The sequence below is a fragment of the Paenibacillus sp. FSL R7-0026 genome, from assembly GCF_038004485.1.
GTDB classification, from domain to species: Bacteria; Bacillota; Bacilli; order Paenibacillales; family Paenibacillaceae; genus Paenibacillus; species Paenibacillus xylanexedens_A.
The window spans coordinates 414,881-434,744 of sequence record NZ_JBBORG010000001.1 but is presented as its reverse complement, the minus strand read 5'-3'; the positions used below and the strand labels follow the sequence as shown (position 1 = coordinate 434,744).

The 19,864-nt window shown below is 46.6% G+C and carries 18 protein-coding genes; 10 read left to right on the top strand and 8 right to left on the bottom strand.

What is annotated here, in order from left to right; all coding sequences use genetic code 11:
- The first annotated feature begins 121 nt into the window (after positions 1-121).
- A complete protein-coding gene (locus tag MKY44_RS02100; RefSeq protein ID WP_341005866.1) occupies positions 122-1,336 on the top strand; it encodes an MFS transporter in 1,215 nt (404 codons plus the stop codon).
- A 111-nt stretch (positions 1,337-1,447) separates the two neighbouring features.
- Here the strand turns inward: MKY44_RS02100 and MKY44_RS02095 are convergent, their stop codons facing one another.
- On the bottom strand, positions 1,448-1,858 hold the full coding sequence (locus tag MKY44_RS02095; RefSeq protein WP_047840412.1) for a DUF2000 family protein: 411 nt from the start codon (positions 1,856-1,858) through the stop codon (positions 1,448-1,450).
- Positions 1,855-2,418 carry a hypothetical protein gene (locus tag MKY44_RS02090; protein ID WP_036673091.1) on the bottom strand — a complete coding sequence of 188 codons (564 nt, stop codon included), beginning with the start codon at positions 2,416-2,418 and terminating at the stop codon, positions 1,855-1,857. The genes MKY44_RS02095 and MKY44_RS02090 overlap by 4 nt, the downstream gene beginning before the upstream one ends.
- A 217-nt stretch (positions 2,419-2,635) precedes the next feature.
- Here MKY44_RS02090 and MKY44_RS02085 point away from each other — a divergent pair, with 217 nt between their 5' ends.
- Complete coding sequence (locus MKY44_RS02085) at positions 2,636-3,883, top strand: ATP-grasp domain-containing protein (protein WP_341005865.1); 1,248 nt, start codon at positions 2,636-2,638, stop codon at positions 3,881-3,883.
- A 66-nt stretch (positions 3,884-3,949) separates the two neighbouring features.
- Entirely contained in the window at positions 3,950-5,236 is a 1,287-nt protein-coding gene (locus tag MKY44_RS02080; RefSeq protein ID WP_341005864.1) for an MFS transporter, read from the top strand.
- Positions 5,237-5,277: 41 nt separating this feature from the next.
- Here MKY44_RS02080 and MKY44_RS02075 read toward each other — a convergent pair whose 3' ends face one another.
- Positions 5,278-6,339: an oxidoreductase gene (locus tag MKY44_RS02075; RefSeq protein ID WP_341005863.1), complete on the bottom strand. Its 1,062-nt coding sequence runs from the start codon at positions 6,337-6,339 to the stop codon at positions 5,278-5,280.
- Between the two features lie 156 nt (positions 6,340-6,495).
- Between MKY44_RS02075 and MKY44_RS02070 the strand changes: the two genes are divergently transcribed.
- The 4 genes from MKY44_RS02070 (at position 6,496) to MKY44_RS02055 (ending at position 10,689) form a co-directional block, all read left to right on the top strand.
- Entirely contained in the window at positions 6,496-7,359 is an 864-nt protein-coding gene (locus MKY44_RS02070) for a LysR family transcriptional regulator (protein WP_341005862.1), read from the top strand.
- Between the two features lie 63 nt (positions 7,360-7,422).
- Positions 7,423-9,006 (top strand): AraC family transcriptional regulator, encoded by a 1,584-nt coding sequence (locus MKY44_RS02065; RefSeq protein ID WP_341005861.1) that lies wholly within the window; start codon positions 7,423-7,425, stop codon positions 9,004-9,006.
- Positions 9,007-9,093: 87 nt separating this feature from the next.
- Positions 9,094-10,110 (top strand): ABC transporter substrate-binding protein, encoded by a 1,017-nt coding sequence (locus MKY44_RS02060; RefSeq protein WP_341005860.1) that lies wholly within the window; start codon positions 9,094-9,096, stop codon positions 10,108-10,110.
- A gap of 6 nt (positions 10,111-10,116) precedes the next feature.
- Positions 10,117-10,689 (top strand): nitroreductase family protein, encoded by a 573-nt coding sequence (locus MKY44_RS02055; RefSeq protein ID WP_341005859.1) that lies wholly within the window; start codon positions 10,117-10,119, stop codon positions 10,687-10,689.
- A 330-nt stretch (positions 10,690-11,019) separates the two neighbouring features.
- Here the strand turns inward: MKY44_RS02055 and MKY44_RS02050 are convergent, their stop codons facing one another.
- From MKY44_RS02050 to MKY44_RS02035, 4 genes are all read right to left on the bottom strand, one after another.
- Complete coding sequence (locus MKY44_RS02050) at positions 11,020-13,086, bottom strand: methyl-accepting chemotaxis protein (protein ID WP_341005858.1); 2,067 nt, start codon at positions 13,084-13,086, stop codon at positions 11,020-11,022.
- Positions 13,087-13,316: 230 nt separating this feature from the next.
- Entirely contained in the window at positions 13,317-14,423 is a 1,107-nt protein-coding gene (locus MKY44_RS02045; RefSeq protein WP_341005856.1) for a Leu/Phe/Val dehydrogenase, read from the bottom strand.
- 286 nt (positions 14,424-14,709) lie between these two features.
- Positions 14,710-15,339 (bottom strand): sporulation-specific diadenylate cyclase CdaS, encoded by a 630-nt coding sequence (gene cdaS / locus MKY44_RS02040; RefSeq protein WP_315371026.1) that lies wholly within the window; start codon positions 15,337-15,339, stop codon positions 14,710-14,712.
- Positions 15,340-15,541: 202 nt separating this feature from the next.
- On the bottom strand, positions 15,542-17,056 hold the full coding sequence (locus tag MKY44_RS02035) for a DUF6359 domain-containing protein (RefSeq protein ID WP_341009762.1): 1,515 nt from the start codon (positions 17,054-17,056) through the stop codon (positions 15,542-15,544).
- Positions 17,057-17,280: 224 nt separating this feature from the next.
- Between MKY44_RS02035 and MKY44_RS02030 the strand changes: the two genes are divergently transcribed.
- From MKY44_RS02030 to MKY44_RS02020, 3 genes are all read left to right on the top strand, one after another.
- On the top strand, positions 17,281-17,574 hold the full coding sequence (locus MKY44_RS02030; RefSeq protein WP_074093165.1) for a hypothetical protein: 294 nt from the start codon (positions 17,281-17,283) through the stop codon (positions 17,572-17,574).
- A 153-nt stretch (positions 17,575-17,727) separates the two neighbouring features.
- Positions 17,728-17,883, top strand: coding sequence for a hypothetical protein (locus MKY44_RS02025; protein WP_017691064.1), 156 nt, complete (start codon positions 17,728-17,730; stop codon positions 17,881-17,883).
- 278 nt (positions 17,884-18,161) lie between these two features.
- Positions 18,162-18,719 carry a GNAT family N-acetyltransferase gene (locus MKY44_RS02020; RefSeq protein ID WP_341005855.1) on the top strand — a complete coding sequence of 186 codons (558 nt, stop codon included), beginning with the start codon at positions 18,162-18,164 and terminating at the stop codon, positions 18,717-18,719.
- 165 nt (positions 18,720-18,884) lie between these two features.
- On the opposite strand, the gene MKY44_RS02015 is transcribed toward MKY44_RS02020, so the two are convergent.
- The gene (locus MKY44_RS02015; protein WP_240662277.1) at positions 18,885-19,661 is read right to left on the bottom strand and encodes a Crp/Fnr family transcriptional regulator; all 777 of its coding nucleotides are present in this window, start codon (positions 19,659-19,661) and stop codon (positions 18,885-18,887) included.
- Between the last annotated feature and the right edge of the window lie 203 nt (positions 19,662-19,864).

Below are 19,864 nucleotides of genomic sequence, written 5' to 3'. Positions count from 1 at the left end.
TACAATACTATACGTTTAGTTTATTATATGTTTGTAATTAGTGAACACAACGTTTAGTAATTAACGTTTTTAATATTAACTGTTTATTGTGAATACAAATTTAGAACTATGGAGGATGATTATGATGGATATGAGACAACAAGTGAAGAAGGCACCTGTGCCCACCTGGATTATTTTTTTACTGGCATCCGCTTGTGGACTGATTGTGGCAAACCTGTATTATGCTCAGACCGTTATCGGTCCGATCAGCATCACAACGGGGCTGTCTTCTGCCGCTGCCGGATTGATCGTAACGTTGACTCAGATTGGTTATGTCATTGGTTTGTTATTCATCGTGCCGCTCAGTGACATTACCGAGAATCGGCGTCTGGTCGTTCTTTTCCTTATCGTACTGGTTGTTGCTCTTATTGCTGCGGCTTTCTCGCCCACTGCTGTTGTATTTCTGACTGCCTCCCTGTTCATTGGCATAGGTTCTGTTGTCGCTCAGATTCTGGTGCCCTATGCAACGTATCTTACCTCCGAAGAGCAGCGCGGTCGGGTTGTAGGCAATGTAATGAGTGGTCTGCTGCTGGGTATCATGCTCGCTCGTCCTGTCGCAAGTTTCATCACCAGTCTCTTCGGATGGCAGACGGTCTTTGTATTCTCCGCCATTGTCATAACACTTCTCATGCTGCTCCTGTCACGTGCTCTTCCTGCTCGCCAGCCTGAACCCACCTTGAAATACGGTCAATTAATCGTGTCCTTGGGCACACTGTTCAGAACGATGCCGCTACTGCGCCGACGGGCGTTCTATCAGGCCAGTCTCTTTGGTGCCTTCAGCTTGTTCTGGACCACGGTTCCGCTCAGGCTCGCTAACGATTTTGATATGTCACAGCAAGGAATTGCCTGGTTCGCACTGGCTGGTGTCGGAGGTGCTATTGCCGCTCCCATTGCCGGGAGACTGGCTGATCGCGGACTAACACGTATTCTGACAGGGTCTGCCATGGTGATCGCTGCTGCTTCGTTTGGTCTTGCTTATGTGTTCCAGAGCCACTCCACGTTTGCATTGATCCTGCTTGTGATCGTAGCGATCACACTGGATATGGCTGTCTCGGGAAATCTGGTGCTGGGTCAACGCATCATCTATTCGTTAGGAAGTGAAGCGAGAGGACGTGTGAATGGTATATTCATGTCGATCTTTTTTGTTGGCGGTGCGATCGGTTCATCCCTTGGAAGCTGGTCTTATGCTAACGGAGGCTGGAATCTCACAACGCTGATTGGCATGATCATGCCACTGCTCGCTTTGGTGTATTACTTTACGGAAAAGAAAGCAGCCGTCGCCAGCAATCATCTATAAGTGCGTGTACAAAAAGGTCGGTTTTCAGTACCGAGAACAACCTCTATAACGATTCTTTCATATGTAAAGAAGGGCAGAGTGATCTCTAAGATCAGCTTCTGCCCTTTTCCCTTATTTCATGACACTGAATTTTTTGGTCGCTGCCCTAACTTGATCATCCTCGCCCCATACAATGACACCTACCACTTTGGTAGCTTCCAATTCCATCGAAGCAATCTCAACTGCATATTGTTCAAAGGCATTGTTGAGCGATTGGCCTGTCTGTGAAAAAACAACATGGCTCAGTCCCCCGCTGTCATCTGAGCAGAGTTTGGCCAGATTGATCAGTTGATTCTCCCCGGCCTTCAGAATGACAGTGCTATATCGGATGCCCGCATGCTGAACGCCGCTATGATCCAGCACAGGTTGATCAGAATATAACCCCGGCTCATTCAGGGCTGCTTGTCCCATTAACAGGGCAGCCACATTGGCGGCGGCGCCAGGTTCCAGATTTTTATCCAGTATAATAGCAATTCTTTTCATATGACTGTATTCACCCTCTGTGTATTTTGTGTAAAACATACCCATGGCATATTGATTCCCTCACGCAATACTTTGTAGGTCACAAGCCCGTAATGATCAGCGCATAGCTGATTCGTGAGCGCAATGGACTTCTCCGTGTTGTGCATGACCTTCCTGCAAGCTTCAGGGTTAGACGATACGGTGCTGTTCTCTCTATAGGTTGTATCAAGTTCAGATAACAAGTATGTGGTTGCTGGATGATGATAGATAATATCGATCTGATCGGGACATACCGCATGGAAGCCGGATAGAACCAGCGCAGGAATTTTCTCCACAAAGCTCTCAGACACCGCTAGTTCAGAATCCATGATGAAGCTGTTGAGCTTGGGATACGCCCCGGGGACCAGTAAGCAGGATATGATCCCTGATCTCAAGTCTTCCGCAGCCGCTTCAAATTCAGGGTATGGCTTGATACGTTCCGAGTTGCCTAATTTCTTCGCGATATGCATGCTGCAAGTCAGGAATCCTTCATCGTCTCCCAGCGTTCCCAGTATGGCATATTTCTCTTTAACGATCTCCATTTATTTCTATTTCCTCCTTTTTATTTCTAATCCGCTAAAGATCGTATACCAAAAAATTCCTATTGTCAATTAACACTTTAACGCAACATAAATATGTATTTGGGTTCATATTTTTAACCAAAAGGTGTATTCAAAATGGAAAATATTGAGCTATAATGTTATGAAATGAATTTTTACTATTTTTAGTATTTTGTTGAAAGGGGATATACGAGACCGTATGAAAACCATTGTATACATATCTGATTTCAGGCTTCCAACTGGATTAAACTTCGTTAAACCTTTGCAGAAAATGGCGGATCACAAGAAAATTCTGATTATTGAACGGCATAATTTGCATCATGAAGAGGTCCTCAGGGACTTCTTTGATGAAATTAGATATATCGATCATCTGGAGTCCGAAGATGCCATCCGGGAGCATATGATGCAGATCCGAGAATCCCATTCCATCTCTGCTTTGTTAACGCCGGGTGAGAATGCGATTGAGATCGGTGGTCAACTCCGTTCCGAGTTCGGAATCCCCGGTATGCAGCGCAATCAGGCTGAGGCTGTTCGCAATAAATGGATCATGAAACAAATGCTGCATCAACGCGGAATTCGGACATCCGAAATTGCCATTGCTCTACATGAACAGGACTATATTCGTTTCACTGCTGTACACGGGTTTCCGATTATTGTGAAGCCACTTAGCGGATATGGAAGTATCAATACGTTCAAATTGTCCTGCATGGATGAACTGGTACATTATCTACACCATACAAGACAAGCACAGCAAAAGGATTTGCTGGAGGAATTCATCCACGGTACGGAGTTTCATTGTGATTCCATTGTGTCCAAGGGCAAGGTTGTATTTGCATCCGTGTCCCAATACCTGTATAACTGCCTGGATATTGCGACGAAGCAGAAACCTCCGGCCAGTATTACGTTCCCTGAAGGCACAGAAGCTGATTTTATCCATCACATCAAAGAAATCAATGAACAGGTCATTGCTGCCTTGGGTATCAATCAATCCGTAACACATGCCGAACTTTTTCTGACTCCGGAAGGAGAAGTGGTGTTTGGAGAAATTGGTGCAAGAATCGGGGGATCACATGTTATGCCTCCTTGTATCAAGAACACCCATGGCGTTGATTTCTTCGAAGCCGTCACTGATCTGGAAGTTGGAATATATGAATTTAAGCAACAGGAGACGCGCCATAAATTCACAGGCATGATCTGCTTCCCTTCACGCGCAGGGGTAATTCAACACATATCCGGGATAGAGGATTATGCGGATATCCCTGGCATCGTTGAGTTCAATGTATCCTATCAAGTGGGACAGCGCGCCGGGGACGTAAACGATACCATGACCCGATCAGGATTTGCCATCGTGGAGGGTGATTCGTTTGAAGAATTGCGCCAAACCCTGCTGGATATGTATGATCGCTTCAAGATTGAAGTGACGGTTGCTGAAACTGAAACTGTATAAGATGTACGGATGATCCTCACCGTTTTTGGTCTGGAGTGACGGTTATCTTGGGGAGGGCTGGAATTATTGTCGTTATTCAAAACCTACGCGGGTCTGAGCCGCGATATCTATTATCTCTGTTTAGCCAGAACGATTAACAGCACGGGAGATTTTGTATTCTCCCTGATTACCTTGGTGCTTACGTTACAGATGGGCATGAATGTGGTCAGTGCAGGGATCTTTGTGTCCATGGCAGCCCTGATTAGCGGACCCGGTGTACTTCTCGGCGGCTATTTAAGCGATGTTATGGGCAAGAAAACAATTATTGTCATCGGGCAAGTGTTGTCTGCCATCATGATTATAAGCTGCTCTTTTTGGTCAGGCACCATTACCGTTGGTTATCTTCTGATTGCAGTCATGTTCTTCATCAGTATTACCCGGCCTGCTTATAATGCACTGATTATTCAACTGTGTACGGAGGAGAAAGAGCGAAAGTCCGCCTTTTCCCTCATGTATCTGGGGGCCAATCTGGGTATAGCCATCGGACCACTGGTCGCCGGTTTTTTTATCAAGGATCACGTCAACATTGTCTTTATTAGTATCGGTACCGTGTTTCTGATATCTACCTTTATCATCATCAACCAGGTTAAGATCGGCACACGCAAGGAATTGGCATCAACAAGCAGCGAACATGCTGGACAACAACAAGAACAACAACGATTGAGCCAACCGCCTTCACCGTTATTCAGACTACTACTGAAAAACCCACTCGTTGCCTTCTTCATCGTTGTGTCATTTCTTAACTATTTTATCTATATGCAATACTCATTTAGCCTCCCACTCCAGATGAATCATTCATTTGGCGAGAACGGGGCAGCCTATTACGGCTCGGTCATGACCATCAATGCCATTAGCGTCATTATTCTTACCACCGTGATCCTGTCCGCTACACGCAAATTAACTGCCCTAAACTCCATAGCCACAGGCGCACTCTTCTATGGAATCGGATTTGGAGCCTTGAACCTGCTCGGTTACTTCCCCCATTTTTCCATCGTCGCCTTATCCACGGTGCTGTGGACCATTGGAGAGATTCTTGTGCAGACCAATATCAATCTGTATATTGCTTCGCGTGTACCCGATACACATCAGGGGCGGTTTAATGGCTTGCTGTTATTCGTAGGTTGCCTGGGCTATACACTTAGTCCATATTTGACAGGCATTTTCATCAAAAGCATGGACATGGAAAGTGTATGGATCATTATTCTGGCTGTCAGTCTGTTCTATGCGTTGTCTATGATCATACTCTGGTATATCGAAAAAAGCTCAACAAGAAGAAACGAAATGAAACCTCTGGATCACTCAAAAAGTATCTGAACCTCAGGGCAGCCTATTCTGCCCTTTTTTTCACTTTATTTTCACACCAAAACAGGCAAATGTGCATTCGCATCATACTCAATCAATTGCTGACCCGCATGCAGTCTCTGTACCAGATCTGGATTGGCGATAAACGGTCTGCCGAACGCAGCCAAATCTATGCTTCCCTTACCAATCGCGTGCTCTGCGGTCTGAACATCCAAATCCCCCACACCAATGATGATTCCATCCCACCGACTACGAATCCGCTCGTGAAAAGACTGCTCCCCTTCCCATGCTTTCGCATAATGGTCTGTTGAGGGATGCAAGATCGTAATTCCCGTCTCGCGGAACAAGTTCAGATATGCATCGATCATTCCAGCTTTGTCTGCCCATGCATAGGATGCATCATCATCCTTTTTCTCGGAAAATCGTACCGATATACGATCCACAGGGATCTCTTTTTTCACAGCCACAATAATATCTCGCAAGAACCGCAATCTGCCCGCAGTGTCTCCTCCATATTCATCTGTTCTGTGGTTGGTCTTCTCATTGATAAACTGGTCGATCAGATACCCATGCGCAGCATGCAGCTCGATCCCGTCGAACCCTGCCAGAACCGCATTGCGGGCGGCCGTCTGAAAATGCTGAATTGTATCCGCTATATCCTGTGTACTCATCGCTTGAGGAACCTGATACGGCTTATGCAGCTTATGCACTCTTCCCTCTGCCGCAAGGCTGGAAGGTGCCACTGGAGTGGTTCCGATCAGATCGGAGTGGGACAACCTGCCTACATGCCACAGTTGAGCAATAATGGTGCCGCCATGTCTGTGAACAGTATCCGTTACCCTTTTCCAAGAAGTCGTCTGTTCATCTGTATATAAACCGGGGATGCCGTAAGTGCCTTTGCCTGCCAGATTCGGTTTAATGCCCTCGGTAATGATCAGTCCCACGCCATCCCGCGCACGCTGCTCATAATACGCCACCATCTCATCCGTCACGGTCCCCTCCCGATCATCAGCAAATCCCCGGGTCAACGGCGCCATCACAATTCGGTTCCTTAATTGCCACTGATGAATCGTTACCGGGCTTAATAGTGTTGAACCTGTATTCATTTTATCCATGTCATATCCCTACTCTCTTTGTCATTAAGGATATTGTACGGCGGCTCCGATATATCGTAAAATGATTGAAATATATAGTTCTATCTCTCAGAGAGATACCTAACATTAGCATCTGCGGAAGCAATTGAAGTTAATCCACGTTCAGGGGGCTACAGCATGGAACTTTCCGATATCGATATTGTTCTCGCGGTGGCACGTTCAGGCAAAATCTCACAGGCCGCCAAAGAACTGAATTACGCACAATCCAATGTCACTACGCGCATCAAAAAACTGGAGCAGGAATATCAAATCCAGTTGTTCAACCGATTTCCCAAAGGTGTTGTACTGACCTCCAAAGGAGAACAGTTTGTCCAGTACGCCACACAGATTCACAACCTTTTACATGATCTGAAGCAGGATATGACCGATCCCGGTGAGCCTTCCGGCACGCTGAAAATCGGCATTGTGGAAACGGCGGCATCCAGCCGCTTTATGGAGATTCTGAATGAATATCAGATAACCTACCCGAAGGTGTCCATCTCACTCGTTAACGCCACTTCACCCAAAGTACTGCGCAAGAAAATACAGGACGATGAGATTGATGGTGCTTTTATCAGCGGGGCTTGTGTGAAAGAGGGTTTGAAGGTGGAATACGAGATGCAGGACACTGTTCATATCATCTCCAAGAAGACAGACGTACCACCCGAAAGCCTGTGCCAAGTATCGTGGGTTGTTTTCCCCGTGGGCTGTCCGTATCGTGAAATGACCGAAGAATTTTTGCAGGAAGAAGGGTTGTCCGCACGTAATATCATCGAAGTGAGTACGATGGAAAACCTGCTTAGCTGTGTGGAGTCTGGAATTGCTTTTACCATTATGCCGTGCAACGTTATTCACAAGAAACCGGATGAATTCTCCGTATTTGATCTGGCAGATCGTTTTACCCATACCACGACAACCTTTGTCCGCGGTGAGGATCGGTACGTCAGCAGTGCGCTGGATCAATTCATGAAGCTGCTGAATCAGAAGTGCATCACGTTTTGATATAGATAACTTTTATAAGCAGCAGTATAGTATGTACATTCATAGCAGTCAGGAGAAGATCAGATGAAACTCACGAATCTTTTATATAGGCTCATTGATGCCCGGCGTGTCGACAACAATGCTGAACAAGTGTCCTTTCCATCCTGTCCACATCATACGCTGCTTGTTGTGATCAAAGGGAGCTTAACCGTCAAAGTCGAAGACAAAATCATCTCCCTATGCGCCCCTCAAGTCCTTCCCGTCCCGCCTTTTCACACCTGTATCGCAACAACCGAGGTACAGCATGATTTTGAATGTGTCATCTTAACCTACAATGTCTACAACGAAGAATTGAATGGCAACATGCAGCCAGTTATTGATCCACATCTTGAATTCATTGCCGCTGTTGTTCCCTCAGCTCCCGTTCTCGCCATTCAAATCCATGAAGGTGGGCAAAAGGAAGATCCATGGGCTGGAATGGCACGTCAGATCCTCTTTCAGGAACTGTGTCTTGTCCTATTGAAGCAGAAAAAGCAGAAATTCCAGGAAGATACAGCAGTTGAAGCGGTAAAGCAGAGCCAAAAATATATCAATACACATTATCAGGATAACTTCTCACGCGAAAAACTGGCTGAAATGGCTGGACTGAGTGTCAACCGTTATTCCAGATTGTTTAAAAAAATGATTGGACAAGGCCCTATCGAATATTTGAACGCTGTACGCATCCGGGAAGCCGGTGATCTGCTACTGGCCTCGGACAACACGATCAAACAAACAGCCCGCCAGGTCGGGTATGAAGATGAATTCTATTTCAGCCGAAAATTCAAAGCAACCACCGGATTGTCTCCCATGGTTTATATTAAAAAGCATCGCTCCGTAACACGTATCGCTTCACTTGCCCATCCCTATACGGGGCATCTGCTTGCCCTTGGTATTGAGCCTTATGCGGCACTGATTAATCCGGTCCATAGGACATCATATGAATTCAAAAATGTGATTCAAGTGGGCAGAGATCAGCCTGATCTGGAACTATTAATGAATGCACACCCGGAACTGATCATTGGGTATGAAGGAACCGATTATGAAGAGCCCAAAAAAGCCGAATTATTTCGGCATATTGCCTCCACTTGCACCGTATCTTTTGCAGGAGATTGGCGTAAACAGATGTACTCCATTGCACAATCCGTGGGCAAAATAACAGCTGGTGAAGAATGGCTGGAACGTTATGATCTATCGGTCAAACAAAAAATCTCCAGTATACAGCATGCCATCGATGACCGCCCTGTGGCTGTGGCGCAATACGAAGATGGACAGTTCCGGGTCTACGGCAACCGTAATCTGGGGACGGTACTCTATGATGATTTGCAGTTATCCGTACCCCAAGCTCTACATCACGTATCCCATTCCCGTATAATGTCACTGGAACAGCTGGTTCAGTCGGATATTGAACACTTCATTCTGTTTACAAGTGGCCAAGCAGACGAGCGTGCGCACACTGTGGCGTCGCTTATGCAAAATTCAATTTGGCAGCAATGGGAGGCGGTTCGTATGAATCAAGTCTATGAATTGGGCGATTCCTCCCCCTACTCCTGTTATACTTCCTTGGCTCATAATCTGTTTCTGAATCGGGTTAGTCAATTGTTCCTGAGCCAAACGTCCATGCATTAAACAGGAATATCCATGGATTACGATTTGGAATGCACCTATAATTATTTTGATAATGATAATCAAAATCAGTCAAAGGGTGTGTACAACGTGTCTTTACCTAACAACCAACGCTTCTCTACCTTTTTCAAATCAGGACGATTCCTTATAACCGTTCTTCTTCTATGCAGCATGCTTGCAGGCTGTGGGACTTCCCAGAACAGCGGGAACTCCGCTTCACCCGAGTCCAATGGGGCTGAGCCCTCAACCGCTGAACAGGGAAGTGAGAATACACGCACCATTTCTACGATCAAAGGGGATATCGAAATTCCTGCTGAACCCAAGAAAATTGCGGGTATGCTCTACGTCTTTGCTGACCAATTACTCGCTCTCGGCATTGAACCAACAGCCATGGTAACGTATAACGATCTCGGATTCCCTGAATATCTGGCAGATCAGATGAAAGATACCACTGCCGTAGGTTCCGGCGAGTCTCCCAATTTCGAAGCATTGCTTCAGGCTGAGCCGGATCTCATTCTGGCCTCCAAAACGTTAAATGAAGCAAACTATGAGCAACTCTCCAAGATTGCTCCAACGATCCTTTTTGATAATGAAGAAAAAGGAGACTGGGAGCGATTCATGGAAACAGCAGCCGTTCTTGGCAAAGAAAAAGAAGCCCAAGCGGTCAAAGATGCCTATGATGCCAAAGTGACCCAAACCCATGATGAGCTTGCCGTAAAAGCCAAAGATGAAACGGTGGCCTACATGCGTGTACAGGATAAACAGCTTCAGTTGATTAAACCTGATGATAACTTCACTCTGTTTGGTGCTCTGGGATTAACCCCTGCTTCAGTAGACAGTGTAGATTTCCAGGGATCATGGAATGTGGCAATTTCCGAGGAAATTCTGCCTGAGTTGAACCCGGATCGACTGTTTATCATTCTTCGTCCAGGGGAAGAAAACAAGGTTGTGCTTAATAACATCATGGATACATCCATCTGGTCCAATCTGAATGCAGTCCAGAACGATCATGTATATATCGGTGATGCCAACCTGTGGTTTGCAGGATACGGTCCCATCGGTCTGAGTAAAATCATTGATGAGATCGCTGCTTCCTTCGAGTTATAGAGGGACATGATGAAACCCAAAACAAGCCTTAGGCAGACCGTGATCGAACGACGTACGATTCAGGAATTTAATGGCCTACCCATTCCCTTGGAAACGATTCATGAGATTCTGGAGGACGCGATATGGGCACCTTTTCACTCCAAAAAGGAACCTTGGCGCTTCATTCTGTTTATGAATGAGGGCAGAGAAACATTCGCGAGTGCTGTATTGAGTACACGCAATCCTGAATTTGTAGCAAAGTACGGACAACAAATCAGAGCTGCCTATTGTGCACAGACACCTGTACATCTGGTTGTGGTTATGACAGCCAACCTGCCCTCCAAAGCATGGGAAGAGGCTTTTGCTGCAACCTCGGCACTGATCCAGAACATACAGTTGCTCGCCTGGGAACAACACATCGGCGTCGTATGGAAGACAAGCCCTTTCAATGAAAGTCCACTATTCTGTGAAGCCATTGGTGTGATATCAGAGGAAAAAATAGTAGGTACACTTCACATGGGGTATTTTAACGCTGAAGATCAGCCTATGCCCAAGCCTCGCACACCTCTCCCTCAACTGTTGCATCTCATTGATCACTAAATGGACTAGAGCACATTGATCGAGACCATAAAAAAGAAAGGGATGTCCCATAAGTCATGAATATGACAGGGGACATCCCTTGTTCGTGTTATTTTGTTTTAATGAACCTGAGACACGCTATTCGCTCCCAGTTGCCCCGATCTGAGATCTAACGAATCACAGAGACGTTATTTCGTCGATTCGCTCGATTTTTTAGGTTTTGACAACGTTTTTGACGAAATAGCGTTACTGAGATTCTTTAAATCTTGCAAGCGTTGATGATCCGCCTTTTAGGGTGTGGTAGGTTCGTTAGCACTTGGAGCGAGGCGGAATTCCTTTTGAGACAGCCCCTTACTCCACCTTGAATCGCGCAGCCGATTCGGCCAGCTTTTGCGTCAATTGATCGATCGTATCCACCATGTTGGCCAACTGCTGTACTGTTGAAGATTGCTCCATCATGGTTGCTGTTACCTCTTCAACCGAAGCGGATACCTGCTCTCCTGAAGCTGACAAACTATGGGCTGACTCCAGTACATCATCCTTGTTCTGTAACATCTCCTGCATCTGTCCTGCCATCGTAGCGATCTGTTGATTAATGACCGTTACCTTCTCCAGAATCACATCAAATGCCTGACGAGTCTGCAAGACAAGCTCATCCTGTCTGGACGAAATGGTGTGAATTTCGGCAACACTTTGGTTGTTCTCGGCAACATCGGCCAGATTCTGCTCGATAATGCTGGAGATTTCCTTGGATTGGCGGGAACTCTGCTCTGCCAGATTGCGGATCTCCTCGGCTACAACTGCAAATCCTCTGCCATGCTCTCCAGCCCGTGATGCTTCAATTGAAGCATTCAATGCAAGCAGATTGGTCTGCTTCGCAATCTGGCTGATGGCTTCCGTGATCTGACTAATACTGCCCGAACTCGTTTGAAGTTTGACGGTAATCTCCGAGATTTTCTCCACTTCCCGTTCGTTCACCTCGTTGATACGCATCAGTTCATTCACGACTTCATTCCCGTTGTGGAATACCGTTTCGATCTCATCCGCTCTTGCCTTCACATCCTGTGCACTGCTGTTCATGGCAGCCACTTTATCGCCAAAGCTGTTGAATTTGCCTGCAATCTGCTCGGTATCTTCCGATTGGGCCTCCATGGCTTTTGCAATTCCCATGGACGTCGCCGATGTCTCATCAATGGATCTTGCCGTCTGTCTGGATGTCTCCTCCAATTCCTGAGTGCTGGCTTGAAGGACATGGATTGAATTATTCATATCGGTAATGAGATTCCTGTTCTGCTCCACCATACCATTAAAGCTCTCCGCCAGATCTTTGAATTCACTGTTATATCTGCCATTGGCCTTAACGGTCAGATTGCCTTGAGCAAGCTGTTGAAACAGTCCGATCAGACGAATGATAGGTCTTGTAATACTACGAGAAATCAGCAACCCCACACCAATAGCCAGAGCAACTCCGATCAAGGTCACGATAACCATCTGACGTTGGATATCCTCTATTGGGCGCTTGATATCGTCATAGTCGTCAATGATGACCACAGATAGATCTGCACCGGGAATCTGATTAACGCGATAATAGATGTTATCTCGATCCATCGAAGTGATTTTTACTTTGTCAGTGGCTCTGGCCTCGATGATTCCCATCGCTTCCTTGTCCGCTTCCAGCGTTTGTCCCACAATGGAAGGGTCCAGTGAATCATACATGATGATGCCGCTCCGGCTCAGCACTTCAACTCTGCCTTCGGCATTGATTTTAATGTCTCCCAGTTGCCCCAGGAAAAAGCTGCTGTCCACCGACATGGCGAACACACCTAGTATATTCCCCTGATCATCGGTGATAGGCTCCGAGAATACAATAATGAGCTTCTTGCTAGTCTTAGAGACGACCGCGTCACTGATGAAGGATTTCCCCAGTATGGATTCCTTAAAATATTCCCGATCTCCCCGTGACTGACCAATGACTTCTGGCATGGTACCCGCCACCATGGTTCCTTCCTTGTCAAATACGAACAGGTCCGGCTTGGAGCCTTCCGTATCGGATATACTGTCAGTGAGAATCGTATTTGCTCTGTTGAAATATGGATTCTCATCTGTGAAAAAGGTATCATCTGGCATTTCATTGGTATCACGCAACTCCAAGAGTTCCTTGAAGGTATTATGCACCGATATGGCATGACTCAATTGTTGTTGAAGCTGCATAGCTGTCCAAAGCCCTTCCCCAAGGCGGTCAGCCATCACATTCATTTCATCCTTGCTTTTCTTGACCACAACATCAGATGAGATCATATAACTTGTGGTCGTTGCACCAAGCAGAACCAAAACAACCAATACACTGATCATGAAAGGCAATTTGATTTTAAGCGACATATTTTTGATCCTATGCCCTAACCCTTTTCTCTTCCCCATTTCCCACTTCTCCCCACTTCCCTGAACCATATGCATCTGAACGATGTACATACATTATCGGAAAAATCCATAGTTAAATTGATCATTTAGGGAGATATTGCCACTGTTTTTCTTTTTTTAATTCTAATAGCAACATAAAAAATGGCCTGTCAGATCGACTATCCATCTTGGGAATGGATGTTGCCGTTATCTAACAGACCGTTTAAAGTTTTTTTATGATTCTATTAAGATTACTTGCGCAATCTCCGGGAACTCAATGCGTGATGACCATTCTGCAGGAATTTACTGCGTGTATTCTTCATCTGTTCAATCCGTCGCTCAGCCAGACGATCTGCGGCAACATAGGTAGCGATGCCCTCGGTACGTGAGCTTTCGAATATTTTCTCCAGATTGGAATAGATCTCTCCGATCTTGCTCCACGCCCGATCCGCGTTGTAACCGTTCAACTCATCCGCAATGTTAATTACACCACCTGCATTGATAACATAGTCAGGCGCGTAAACGATGCCCATATCATACAACTGATCCCCATGACGGGTCTCCAGCAACTGATTATTGGCACAGCCCGCTACAACCTTTGCCTTGAGCGTTCTGAGCGTATCGTCATTAATCGTGCCGCCCAGTGCACATGGTGCATAGATATCACACTCCACACTAGTGATGTCTGCGGGATCAACTGCTGTCGCGCCGAAGCGGTCCACAGCCTGTTTCACCGAGTCCTTATGGATATCCGTAACGATCAGATGTGCACCTTCCTCATACAGATATTTGCACAGATGCATCGCTACATTGCCAACACCTTGGACCGCTATCGTTTTACCTTCCAGCAGATCTGTACCAAATGCTTCTTTGGCTGCTGCCTTAATCCCACGATATACACCCCAAGCCGTTGCAGGCGATGGGTTACCGGATGAACCATAACTAGCCGAGATGCCTGTCACATAATCGGTTTCCTGATAAATCAGGTTCATGTCCTCTTCCGTTGTTCCCACATCTTCGGCCGTGATATAACGTCCGTTCAACCCTTGAATATATCGTCCAAACGCCCGAAACATCGCTTCGTTTTTGTCGCGCCGCGGATCTCCGATGATAACGGTTTTGCCACCGCCGAGATTCAGGCCAGATACCGCATTCTTATATGTCATACCACGGGCAAGGCGCAGGGCATCTTCAATGGCTGCTTCTTCTGAAGCGTAAGTCCACATCCGCGTGCCTCCCAGCGCAGGGCCGAGTGTTGTGTCGTGTATGGCGATAATTGCTTTTAACCCTGAATTTCGATCCTGGCACAGAACCAGTTCCTCATAATCGTGATGCTCCATTGCTTCAAACCAACTCATGTGCTAACCGTCTCCTCCAACCATTTTTGCGATCCAATCGCATTGTTCTCTATTCATTGACCATCCTCTATTGTACCCATGAATACCCAGTTTGTGCAAAATCACATCGCAATGTCAGAGAAGCATCGATCGATGTTTCTCATATGGCGGGAGCAAAGCTGTAGAATTTCAGATTATAATTTTATCGTCTATCAATAGAAAAACCTCTCTCCCTTACAGGAGAAAGGTACACTTTCCTCAACAGCCTTAACTTAATCGCCCATGTAGGCCACTTGATCCTTCTCATTTAAGGGAGCGTTTCAACCACATTGATTGGATGCAAATCACCATCCACAGCGAATGAAGCCTGTCCTGTCTCCTCGGAGACAACCAACACAACCGCATCCGTCAATTCACTGAGTCCCAGTGCTGCACGATGACGAGTGCCTATTTTTCGTTCATGCACTTCCGCTTGCGACAACGGCAGCACATTACCAGCGGATACAATCTGATTACCACGAATCAACACAGCCCCATCATGCAGAGGTGCACCGGGAATGAACAGCGATTCCAGCAGTGCATGTGTCACTCTTGCATCCACAGTTACGCCTGAGTGAATGATCGACTCCAACGGAATCTCCCGTTCAATCACAATCAACGCCCCATATCTCCGGTCAGATAGATGCTGTACGCTCGATGTTAATTCGGCAAACTTCTCTGTAAAGGGCGAAAGATAACAATCCAGATAAAACGAAGAGGCGAGCACCTCGATCTGCTTGATTTCCGCTCGAATCTCTGCAAATTGCCCCAGCAGGCAGGCACTGTCATTGTCAAATTGGGATAACGTCAGATTCATACGCTCTGCTACACGATGGAGGTCTGCCTTAAGCTTCTGCCTCATCGAGGAACTGTCACAGTCTGCTTGCTGAGTCATCATTCGCCGCCTCCTAGGTTATGTTGGGCTTCACGCCGCATCATTAGTACCCATACCTTCCCCTCTGGAGCAGATATTTATGCAATGGCAGGGCTGTAGGAGCTAATCATGGGCTTCATTGTAACTGATATAATAAGCAAAAAAAGAGCCTGTCCGCAAAACTCCACGGTCAGACCCTACTCGCATTATTTGATGTCTATTTCACTTATTGCGCTTTGCCGTATGAACCTGTCTTAAATGTAGTCGGATCATACCATTTGTATCCCGCCGCAGGTGCAGCCCATGGCTCAAGTTGCGGTTCGGTTGATGCAGCCGGAGCTTCTATAGGAAGCAGGCTTGTTGCCGTATCCAATGTCAGTCCTGGCACTTGTGCCAGACTGGTGTAACTCTCTTTGACCGCGAGCCATTTCACGGTATTCACAAGGAAAGTTGCATCATCCACTTCTTTGAATCCATCGTAGGTCTTCTTGGTAGCACCGGTCTCTTCACGCAAATATTTCGGAGTAGCGTCTTCCACAGGTGAAGAGTCACCGATAAATGCGGCTTTGCCCGCACCAACCTTTGCAATGGCTGCATAGGCTCCTTCAGCTCGTCCACCACCATTGTATACGCCCTGATCCACGGCATTGCCCCACTTGGACACACCACTTGGTACATAGACCAAGCCTTTGGCCTTGTTCGGGTCTATAATCGCAACGGTCGATCCCGCATGCATGGCTACAGAATTGACACCAGCCGTAATGCCAAAGGATTGTGCAGGTGCAACGATATCCGATGCATTAACATCTCCAAGAGCATTGTAGCGGAAACGGACACCAAAGTTCGTCGCGAGCCAGTCTGAACTCGTCACACTCTGCATCGCTGGTGATTCGGTTTCAGCCGAAGACATGCCTTTGGCCGGATTCAGGAAGGCACCGCGGCGATAACCGTTGAATACTTCGGAAGAATCCCAGCGGTTTTTGTTGCGGTCTGCATTATAGTGGTCGGAGATGAAGAAAACACTTCCTCCGTTCTGCACGTACTGCACCAGCGCAGCCTGCTCAGTCGCTTTGAACGGCACGTTGGCTTCTCCGATGACAAAGACGTCGTAATCTTTCAATTTATTATAGGTGATGGCTTGCTCACCGAATGTATACGGGATGCTGCGTTCCAGCTGATCCACGGCAAAGCCTGCGTTTCGCAAACCGTTCGCAAAATCCGAAAATGCCCCGTCAATAATCCAGTCGGCAGCACCTGCTGTCTGGGCGTGGGTATTATCGAACAATACTTTCTTGCCGGTACCGTCCGGCAGTGTTGTGCCCGGGTTCGGTTCTGGATCAGGATTGGTTGTTCCGGAGGAAAGTGTGATGGACGTTGGGTTTTTGACTCCTGCATAGCTGTTGTAGGCACCGAGGGTTCCGGTTACGATGATCTTTTTGCCTACAAGACTGGGGTTGGACGCCAATCCATATTGCGAACGGAAAGATGAGGGAATCTGTACATCCAATAATCTGGCGTTGGTCCGCTCTGACGCTGAATCCGCAATCAGAACATTAAAATCATTGGCATACGGAGATGTAAACTTCGCGGTAAGCGACCCGGTAGCATGTCCAACAATGATTCCTTCAACCGTTGCTGTTCCTCCACCGCTCTGGGCAGCGATGGCCTGAGATACCGTAAGTGGTGCTGCAGCTTGTACCGGACTTTGCGAACCCGGCCCCAGCAGTGCGGTTGCCATCATGATAAAGACCAGGAATGCCCCGATCCAGTGCTGCCATAACGCCTTCTTCATATTCCCTTTCTCCTCCTCCAAATTACCTGATAATGGGTTATCCTCCTTTAATTTAATTGTTCATATGCTGAATTCCTCTTTCTTTTTGTAAAGTTTATGAAAAAGTTTAGAAGTTGAGTCTATTGGCCCATACTGATTATCATTAGGATTCCATTTACCGAAGGAGTAAAACGATGATGAAATTGGTATTTTTGATACTCTTGTTGATTGTTCCGCTGATTATGGCTTATGTTGCTCTTCGTTCCCGAATGGTTACCCGAGTGTTCCATATTCTTGCGCTACTCTGTTTCTACAGTGCGGCAACCGTCATCGCTGGTGATGTGTATGCGACGAATGCTCATATGACCACATTCACCACCGAGATTCACCATTTCCTGCTGAATGGCTGGTTCTTGTATCCGTCTGCATATCTCGGTGTATACATTCCCTATGTGCTGTGGATGAGCCTATTTTCAGAAAAAAGTTAAATTCGATGCGGACTTGGGATTGCATTTTGCCAGCGTTCATTGCATAATGAATATATAAACATGATAATGATTATCATTCTTGAACTTGTCTCTTTGTAACTTTCTACTGCATATGATTTTACGATTTTATAGATAAAGGGGAACGAACATCGAATGAATACAACTCTGCAAAAGGCTGATCTGCAGCTTGACGATTATTTGGATCTTCTGAACCTGGCAACCAATCTGGGTGATACGAGATGGCAAAAGGAAATTATCCGTAAGCTGGCTTATACTTATCCTGCAGTTCAATGTAAACAACCACAATAGCATGCCTTATAGTTACATAGCTCAATAACCCATTCTTTACATGAATCGGTTATTGGGCTATTTTTATTTTACAATATAATTGATCTAAACATTTACAAGAGAAACGGAGAGGACAGAAATAACCTGAAGAAGCGGAGCGTTCGCCTTTATCCCCGGATTTTCCCTTTTGAAAAAGGGGATCAAAAAAATCTGGGGGTAACAGCGATCGGAAGGTTGTTCTGTCATCGGAGTGGCAAGTGTAATATTCTTTAGTTCAATTGATATAGGAGTGAACAACGATGCAATTGGAGACCGAACGACTCATCATCAGGGATATTCTGGAGACAGACTGGAAAAGTATACATAGCTACACATCCATGCCGGAAGTTACACAGCATACAGCGTGGGGGCCGAATACCGAAGAGGATACACGAGCTTATGTGCAGTTTGTGTTGGACATGCAGCAGACCAAACCACGAGAAGGCTATGAACTGGCGATATGTTTGAAAAGTGATGGAAGACTCCTCGGCGGAGTCGGTATTCACGTTATGGAGAAAACCAATGCAGAGATCGGTTATGTCCTTAACCCCGCTTACCAAGGGAAAGGTTATGCCGCCGAAGCAGCCAGTGCTCTACTAGGCTTCGGTTTCAACGAACTGGGCATTCACCGGATTTACGCCAAATGTCGTCCGCATAACACTGCTTCGGAGAATGTCATGAAGAAGATTGGCATGCAGTGTGAAGGTCTGCTGCGGGAGCACTGGTTCTACAAAGGTTCCTTTCATGACTCTGTGATCTATTCGATTCTCTCCAGTGAATATGCACATGAGCAATTTCAAAGAAACACAAAAAGCTGACTCCCATATATGGGACGCCAGCTTTTCTTTTCTTATTCTCCGTAACGACCCCAATCGCCAATGGAGGTGAAGCCTTGAAGCCTCATTTGGATTCCAAATCAAATTTGTTCCTCAGGGATGCAACCGTTGTTCTTCCCTCAACTCGGAACACCGGAACAAGTTATTTTACAACCGGCACAGCTCTACCGGACAGCTCGGGAATGTAGGACATCCACACATACAGCGCAGGGCTGCCAGGTCACGAATCATCAGTTTGCCGTCCATCATATCCAGCGTACCTTGTTCCTTCCATGCCCCCAGCATCCGTGTTACGCTCTCCCGGGTAGCTCCAATCATCTCGGCAAGATCGGTATGGTTCAGCTTCATGTCCAGCACAATACCATCCGGTGTGACCCTGCCATACGAATTGCTGGCACGGATCAGTGTCGAAGCGAGCGCACCCGCCTTGCCATACAGCAGCAAATCACGGAATCTCGACTGGGTGATCCGTTGCGACAGCGCCATCCATTGCAAGAATTTCAAGGCAAGGTCGCCATGTTTGCTGAGTATACTTTCAAGATCGCTAAGCGAGATAATGGCCAGTTCCCCTTTTTCCGCCATCTCTGCACTGTAGCTATGATTCAATCCGCCGATGCCGCCGAATTCACCGATGAGATCGCCGCTTTGCTGAATGGATAAAATAATTTCCTTGCCATCCTCCGTCGACTTGGTCATTTTCACTCGTCCCGAACGAATGTAGTACAGATATCCGGCTTCATCGCCTTCGAGAAAGAGACTATATCCCGACTTCACCCGTTTAGGCTGCATTTTTGCTTCAATCAGGTCCCATTGCTCAGGTGTAACGAACGAAAGGATTCCGCCTGTTTCCCGTGTCATTTTGCCCGCCTCCGTTTGTTTCTGCTCTGTTCTTTGGGTTGTTCTTTCTACAAATACTGTACCCATAACCTTCGTCCCCCTCGGTGATTCCTTATGTATCCATCATACCGCGAAAGTAGCGCGAGGGTTATCGGGGGATTACCTGATCCTTAACGAGAAACTCCCTGAGTTTGCTGTGAGAAAAGTCACATTTCACCGATATGCCTCATCCTTCGCATTTCTTCAATCCCTTGGTGCACCTGACTCAGGAGTCCTCCACTGCCCAAGTT